This window comes from Nesterenkonia massiliensis, assembly GCF_000455245.1.
GTDB lineage: Bacteria > Actinomycetota > Actinomycetes > Actinomycetales > Micrococcaceae > Nesterenkonia > Nesterenkonia rhizosphaerae.
The window spans coordinates 17464-24730 of the sequence record NZ_HG005175.1 but is presented as its reverse complement, the minus strand read 5'-3'; the positions used below and the strand labels follow the sequence as shown (position 1 = coordinate 24730).

At 61.6% G+C, this 7267-nt stretch carries 5 protein-coding genes; 1 reads left to right on the top strand and 4 read right to left on the bottom strand.

Annotated elements, in window-relative coordinates; all coding sequences use genetic code 11:
- The 3 genes from TX78_RS11915 to TX78_RS11905 form a co-directional block, all read right to left on the bottom strand.
- On the bottom strand, positions 1 to 1614 hold a 1614-nt coding region (locus TX78_RS11915), incomplete at its 3' end, for a gamma-glutamyltransferase family protein (RefSeq protein WP_044496517.1).
- 113 nt (positions 1615 to 1727) lie between these two features.
- Positions 1728 to 3860, bottom strand: a complete 2133-nt coding sequence (locus tag TX78_RS13855; protein ID WP_049897905.1) for an intein-containing Rv2578c family radical SAM protein — start codon at positions 3858 to 3860, stop codon at positions 1728 to 1730.
- A 72-nt stretch (positions 3861 to 3932) separates the two neighbouring features.
- Entirely contained in the window at positions 3933 to 4985 is a 1053-nt protein-coding gene (locus TX78_RS11905; protein WP_049897903.1) for a YeiH family protein, read from the bottom strand.
- A 124-nt stretch (positions 4986 to 5109) separates the two neighbouring features.
- Here TX78_RS11905 and tgt point away from each other — a divergent pair, with 124 nt between their 5' ends.
- The gene (gene tgt / locus TX78_RS11900; RefSeq protein ID WP_081652789.1) at positions 5110 to 6417 is read left to right on the top strand and encodes a tRNA guanosine(34) transglycosylase Tgt; all 1308 of its coding nucleotides are present in this window, start codon (positions 5110 to 5112) and stop codon (positions 6415 to 6417) included.
- A 138-nt stretch (positions 6418 to 6555) separates the two neighbouring features.
- Here tgt and TX78_RS11895 read toward each other — a convergent pair whose 3' ends face one another.
- Positions 6556 to 6948, bottom strand: a complete 393-nt coding sequence (locus TX78_RS11895) for a DUF4383 domain-containing protein (protein ID WP_158644347.1) — start codon at positions 6946 to 6948, stop codon at positions 6556 to 6558.
- Positions 6949 to 7267 lie beyond the last annotated feature (319 nt).

The window sequence follows — 7267 nt, the reverse complement described above, 5'->3', positions numbered from 1 at the left end:
GACGGCGCCCCCGGGAGTCCACTGACGCGGCCAGAAGGAAGACGGCAAGGCGGTGGTATGCAGCGCCGGAGCATCAATGGCCTGCTGCGGAGTGTGCCCACCCACCAAAGAGCGCAGCAGGAAAAGCAGCTGCCACTGGTCCTGCTGATCTCCACCGGGAGTGCCCAGGGCCATCACTGGCTGGCCGTCCTTAAACACCAGCGTAGGGGTCAGCGTGGTGCGCGGACGCCGGCCAGGCTGCAGCGCACTGGGTGACTCCGGATCCAGCCAGTTCATCTGCAGTCGGGTACCCAGCGGGAAACCCAGCTCCGGGATTGCAGGTGAGGACTGCAGCCACCCTCCAGAGGGGGTCGCTGAAATCATGTTGCCCCAGCGGTCCACGACGTCGATATGGCAGGTATCGCCCTTGGTCTCACCATCGCGGCTGACTGTGGGCTCTCCCCCACCGAATGCGCTACCGCTTCCGCCGTCGACTTCCTCCAACAGCGGCAGGACCTTCTTCACGCCGGGAATGTCCCCTGGCCGGAACTCCAGGGAGGCCTCTTCGCTGATGAGCTGACGACGCTGTGCCGCGTAGTCATCGCTGAGCAGTGTCTCCAGGGGGACCTGGCCATCGGCATAGTAGGTATCCCGGTCAGCCATTGCGAGCTTCAGCGCCTCAAGGATAGTGTGTGCGCCCAACTCAGTGCCGGGATCCAACCGGTGATCCTGGAAACCGTCGAGGATTTTCAGGGTCTGCAGCAGGACAGGTCCCTGTCCCCACGGTCCGATTTTGGCGATCGTGTAACCGCGGAACTCAATGCTGACGGCGTCTTCATAACCGGCTGAGAAGCTGGCGAAGTCCTCAGCGGTGATCACACCGGCGTAATCGCCGCCGTCGGAGTGGCGGTGGGGTGTAGTGACGAAGTCTGCGGCTACTTGGGCGACCTTGCCGGTCTTCCACTGCTGACGTGCCGCATCGATCCGCTCTGCTCTGTTGGCCGCGTCATTTCCTGCCTCGATGAGCTCCCGCAGGACCTGGGCGTAGGGGCGGTTGGTGATGATCTGACCTGGCTCCGGGATCTCCCCGTCTGGCATCCAGTGCTGGGCCGAGGTCGGCCAGTGCGTCTCGAAGAGTTCCTTGACGGTGCGGATGGTTGCCGGCACACGCGGAACCACCGGGTGACCGTTTTCGGCGTAGTCGATAGCGAATGCCAGGACATCGGCGAGATCCCATGTGCCGTGATCGCGCAGCAGCAGGAGCCAGGCGTCGACGGCGGCCGGCACCGCCGCTGCCAGGGCGCCGGCTCCGGGGACCCGGTCAAGGCCAAGGCCTGTGTAGTGTTCCAGAGTTGCCGCGGCCGGGGCGGGCCCTTGACCCATCAGAACTGTGGGTCGGGAAGGATCCTCTGCGGTGACAAAAAGTCCGGTCATATCCCCGCCGGGTCCATTGAGGTGGGGCTCCACCACGTGCAGCACAAAGGCGCCGGCGACGGCGGCGTCAAAAGCGTTGCCTCCGCGTTCCAGCACTGCCTGGGCAGAGGCGGTGGCAAGCCAGTGGGTGGAGGCAGACATCCCGAAATGCCCTTCCAAGGTGGGCCTGGTGGTGAAGTCCTCTGCGTGGGTGAATGTCATGGATCCGGTGTCCTTTCATGAAGCGCGTCACATCGAAGCTTGATTGCATACAATCACGTCTCTGTTTCGGGAGCGTAAAAGGACACCGGCAAACAGGCGGTCTTAAGGGCTGGTCAGAACAGCGCCGGCTGGCCCGTGGGCGTGAGCTCCAGTCCTGGGAGTTCAGACTGCGAAGCATCCCAGCCAGGCGAGTCCAGCGGCTTCTCCGGCGAGACCCGCTCCCGCCAGGTGACATCGGAGCGCCGCTCAAAACCGTGACGGCGGCGGGCCTCGGCGGCCCGCTTTCCCAACCACTGCCGGTACTCAGCAGAGACATATGTGCTGAACCTGCCTTTGGCGCTGCGATAGATGCGGCGATATTTGGGCACAAGCTCCGGATACTCTGCGGCAAGCCATTGCATGAACCACTCGCGGGCACCCGGCCGCAGATGCAGGGCACCAGTGCTGACCCAGTTGGCTCCGGCCTCCGCTAAGGATGCGTGCAACTGGTCGAGAGCGGCCGTGGAGTCCGTAAGCCACGGCAAGATCGGCATGGCCAATACGTTGCACTCCAGGCCAGCGTTGGTGATTGCTTTAATCAGGTTCAGCCGGGCGCGGGGGTCAGGAGTCCCAGGTTCCACCTTTTGCTGCAACTGCGGATCGGTCATGGCTAAGGAAACTGCCACCGATACCGGCACATGCTGGGCCGCTTCAACAAGGAGAGGAAGGTCCCGTTTAAGCAGTGGGCCCTTGGTGAGAATAGAGAACGGTGTCCCGGATTCAGCTAGGGCCCGAATAATCCCAGGCATGAGCTGATAGCGCCCTTCAGCGCGCTGATAGGGATCGGTATTGGTTCCCAATGCCACGTGCTCACGCTTCCAGGAGGGCTTATTCACCTCAGCCCGCAGCACCTCGGCGATATTGGTCTTCACCACGATCTGCGTATCGAAGTCTTTGCCAGAATCCAGATCCAGGTACTCGTGGGTCTTGCGCGCGAAGCAATTGTGGCTGATCACGCCGTTGGCAATGAAGTCCCCAGTTCCAGTTGTGATGTCCACCATGTCCTGGTCTGACCCAAGGTCCTCCACGCTCTGAACCCGGAGGTCTGAGAATGTCTTCACGGCTTTCCCCAGGAGGGTCAACTTCCTCGTTATGGGAGGATCCGTTAGCTGAAAGAAGCGGCGGTATGAGGCCCTGCCCCCGGTGATTCGGATCGTCGTCACCCCCTTCGGAGCAACAGGTTCCCGAACGAATGGAATCCCCAAGACACCTAATGCACTCTCTAGGTGCCACAGGATTTCATCATCCTTATTCGAGACCCTTAGCGCGCTCCCCGACAATGATCCTTCGGCGTCGAATATGCCTGATAGGAACCCCTTGCACCAGTCCTCACTCAGTGTTTCTGGCCAACGAATCACTTCTTTAATGCGCTGATAACCGCCCCGTGTCGCGGTGAAAATACCTGTCATAGCCGCACGCTTTTCAGTCTTCGTCGTGAATGGCCGGAAGGTAGTGGAAACCCCTTCGGCGGCAAGGAACTCGTGACTGCGTATCAGCGCTTCTGAGTCGGCCAAAGCGAGCCGGAAAATCGTCACCCTGTAGGGCTTTCCCGTGCTTTCGCGTGTGTATGTTCGGTCGACGAGCATTCCGTCACCGCGAATCATGCCGCACAAATAGCCACGCCGATACTCGAGACTCTGCTGTGGCGGCATGTACCCGGACAGGGCACCGCCCAGACCAAAGCCCATCAGTCTATTGTTGACTGTCAAATGCGGTCGCTGGCTCACTTCGCCAGGCTCTTGTGCAACAAACTTCCATCCGTGTTCAGTCAGAAAGCGGTGGTCTCGACTCGCGACCAGCTCCGTACCATCCGCGAGGGTAATGCGCTGTGCACGTTTCCTCGTGCGCCAGGCAGCACTGACATCTGTGGCAACAAAGTAGCGGTAGCGCCCTCTGAGCTCGGTACCTACTACTCGATCACCCACCTGTATCTCTCCAATGGGTTTATGCCGCCCATCAGCCATGAGGACTAGAGTTTCGGGACTCAGGCAGTAAACACAGCGGTGGAGACATCCGCGAGTGGGATTCACGGTCCAACGGAACGGCATATTCGACTGCTCCGGGACCCGGTTCAGCGCACTCTTGGCCGCAACCTCATGGAAGGTCACGCCCTCAAAGTCCGGAGTGCGCACACTGCGGACCAAGCCCTTCATAGGAAGAAGTGCCGCGCCGTCGTCGTCAGCAATCTTCTGACCCTGCCATCGCATACACCTATTCGAACATAGATTCGAACCAGTGTCGAGGGCAGGTGTCGATGGCTCACGGTCAGCGCCGCTCCCCTACAGCAGCAGCCACACTCCCAACAGCGCAACTCCGCCAGCAATGAGGGCACCTGCCGCGCCCAGTGCCAGTGCCGGGCCGCCTGTGCGCCGCAGGTCTTTGAGGTTCACGGCCGCACCGATTCCCACCATCGCCACGGTCAGCAGCATGGTGGTCACCTGGGAAATAAAGTCTGCGGCTCCTGGTTCAAGAGGCCAGAGCGAGTTCAGTCCTACCGCGCCCAGAAAGCCGACCACGAACCATGGCAAAAGTGGTGGTCGCTTTCCACCTGTGAGGCCCTGTTGTCCCTTCGCCTGCCCGCGGGACTCGCCCAGCCGCAGCGTCACCACTGCCGGTGCCAACAGCAGGACTCGGGCTAGCTTGACCATGGTTGCCACCGATAGTGCAGTGGCGCCTACTAGGCCACCGGCGGCCACCACCTGTCCCACCTCGTGAACACTGGCCCCGATCCACACGCCGGCTTCACGCTCACCCAAACTCAGCATCGGAACCAGGACCGGCAGGACCAGCATGGCCACGGTGCCGTAGAGAGTCACCACAGCCAGTGCTGTGGCAGTGGCCGGTTCAATGTGCCGGCCCTGAACATCGCGCCCATCGCCACGGTCAAGCACTGAAGCGGCCGCAGCCACGGCCGATGCGCCGCAGATGGAGGTACCGGTGGCCAGAAGCGCCGTCGTCGTCTTATCTGCCCTCATCAAGGGACCAAGTAAGCGCATCCCGAAGAATGTCGCCACCACGGTGAGCAGCACAATGACAATGACCTCGGCCCCGAGCCCGAGCACATCCCCCACCGCCAGTTGCAGCCCCAACAGCACAATGCCCAGCCGCAGCGGGAACTTCGCGGACCATTTCAGCCCGGTCTCCGCCCAGTCCGGGACCCACCCCAGCGTGCGCAGCGCGATACCCAAGATTATGGCGATCAACAGGCTGGAGACCGGAAGCCATTCGGCGATCAACCGGTGGGCGGCAGCGGCGATGATGAGCGCAAGCGCCGCCCCCGGCCAGATTCGGTAGGCGGTTCTCTGCAGGTTGTTCCAGGTGAAGTCAGGCACCGGCCTAGTCTAGGAGGCGCGCGGTGCCCCACGCTGCACAGTCCTTGGCGGAGGATCCCGGCAACATCCACGTCCGCTAAACCAGCGCGGATCCGGGTTTGGTCGGCCCGACTACAATCGACGGGTGCCCGATACACCTGTTGCCCCAGCCGCCGACCCCTTCGCCCCGAGCCCGGAATCCGCGCCCCCACATCCGCAGGCGAACCGGGACAGCTTCGGCTACCAGGTCCACGACCGGATCGAAGGAGCACTGGGACGTACCGGCACCATCGACACCCCGCATGGTCAGATTCAGACCCCGGCCTTCATTCCGGTAGCCACCAAAGCCACGGTCAAGGCCGTGCGTCCCGATGAGATGAGAGAGCTCGGCGCCCAGGCGGTGCTGGCCAACGCGTATCACCTGAACCTGCAGCCGGGCACCGATATCCTCGACGCCGCCGGCGGGCTCGGGAAGTTCATGAACTGGCCGGGCCCCACCTTCACCGACTCCGGCGGATTCCAGGTCATGAGCTTGGGCTCGGGGTTCAAGAAGACCATCTCCATGGACTCCTCGCGGGTAGCCAACGACGACGCCGTGGCCCCTGAGCATGAGCGCCGGGCATTTGTGGATGACGACGGCGTGACCTTCAAGTCCCATATTGATGGGACCATCCACCGTTTCTCCCCTGAGATCTCCATGAAGCTGCAGCATGAGATCGGGGCGGACATCATCTTCGCCTTCGACGAGTTGACTACGCTATTCAACACCCGCGAGTACCAGGTGGAGTCTTTGGAGCGCACACGCCTGTGGGCGCAGCGCTGCCTGGTGGCACATCGGGAGCTGACCGCTGAACGCAGCCACCGCCCGTATCAGGCGCTTTTTGGTGTGCTGCAGGGGGCACAGTACGAGGATCTGCGTCGCAAGGCCGCCCAGGATCTTGGCGCCATGGAGGTTCAGGGGCAGTCCTTTGACGGCTTCGGCATTGGCGGTGCCCTGGAGAAGGAGAATCTGGGCACCATTGTGGGCTGGGTCTCTGAGGAACTGCCGGAGAATAAGCCCCGTCATCTGCTGGGCATCTCCGAACCGGAGGACTTCTTCACCGCCATTGAGAACGGCGCTGATACCTTCGACTGCGTGCAGCCCTCACGGGTGGCGCGCAACGGCCGGGTTTACACCGCCGATGGTTACTTCAATATTCCGCAGGCCAAGTTCAAGCGGGACTTCTCCCCTATTGAGGAGTCCTGCGGCTGCTACACCTGCCAGAACTACTCCCGGGCCTATCTGCATCACCTCTTTAAGGCCAAGGAGATGCTGTACTCCACACTGTGCACCATCCACAACGAGTACTTCACCGTCACCCTGGTGGATAAGATCCGCGAGTCCATCAGCCAGGGCCGCTTCTATGAGTTCCGCGACGAGGCACTGGGCCGCTATCAGGGGCGCAAGGTTTAGCCTACGGGCAGCTCGTTGTTGTGCAGCGCTGAGTGAGTTCCCGGGCAGGGAACGGGTGACATAGATATGGGGCGCGGTCAGAGCCAGAGGCTACCGCGCCCCAGATCAGTGTGGCAGCGGCTCACGCTGCCGGAGGTGTCAGTGTCGACGGGATACCGTCTCATGGCGGTCGTGGTCGCGCACCGGCATGAAGGCGATCACGAGAGCTGCAACGCCGACCACCAGATGGAAGCCGATGTCGAAGCCGGTGAATCCGGTGGGCAGCAGCCCGAACAGGGTGTCGTCTGCGAAGGCCAGCAGGCCCATCAGCACATACATGGCGCCGACGATGATGATCAGAGTCTTGGCGGCGGCGTGGCTAGCCGGGCCGAAGTCCACGTACAGCAGGGCCGCGCCGAGGATGATGCGGATGATGTCCAGCGGGAGATACACATTCATGATCCCCAGCAGGTGCTCATCGGTGATGAAGATGCCAACGACGCCTAACAAAAGAACTATGACGCCAAGAATTCTTGCGGTGAGGCGATGCATAAACAGTCTCCTTACCTTCGTCTGTAAAGCGAACCAAGTGGTCCGCACAGTGGCAGAGCAACCCTCGAGGGCATACATAGTCGATGCTTCATTGGCTAAAACTGCAGGTCAGAAGCGAACTCAAGGGGCTTCCCAGGTGATGCACAGACTCCCACTCGAGGTAAGGGCTTCATACTGCGGATAATCGGCATCCGACGTGATTTTCAGCCGTATACCGCGGGCATTTCTTCTGGCCCGACGACGGGTCCCCTGCGCCCGATGAGACGCAGGCTCTTTTTATGATGTAGACTGTTCCGGTGCTTCCGACGGGAAACTGATT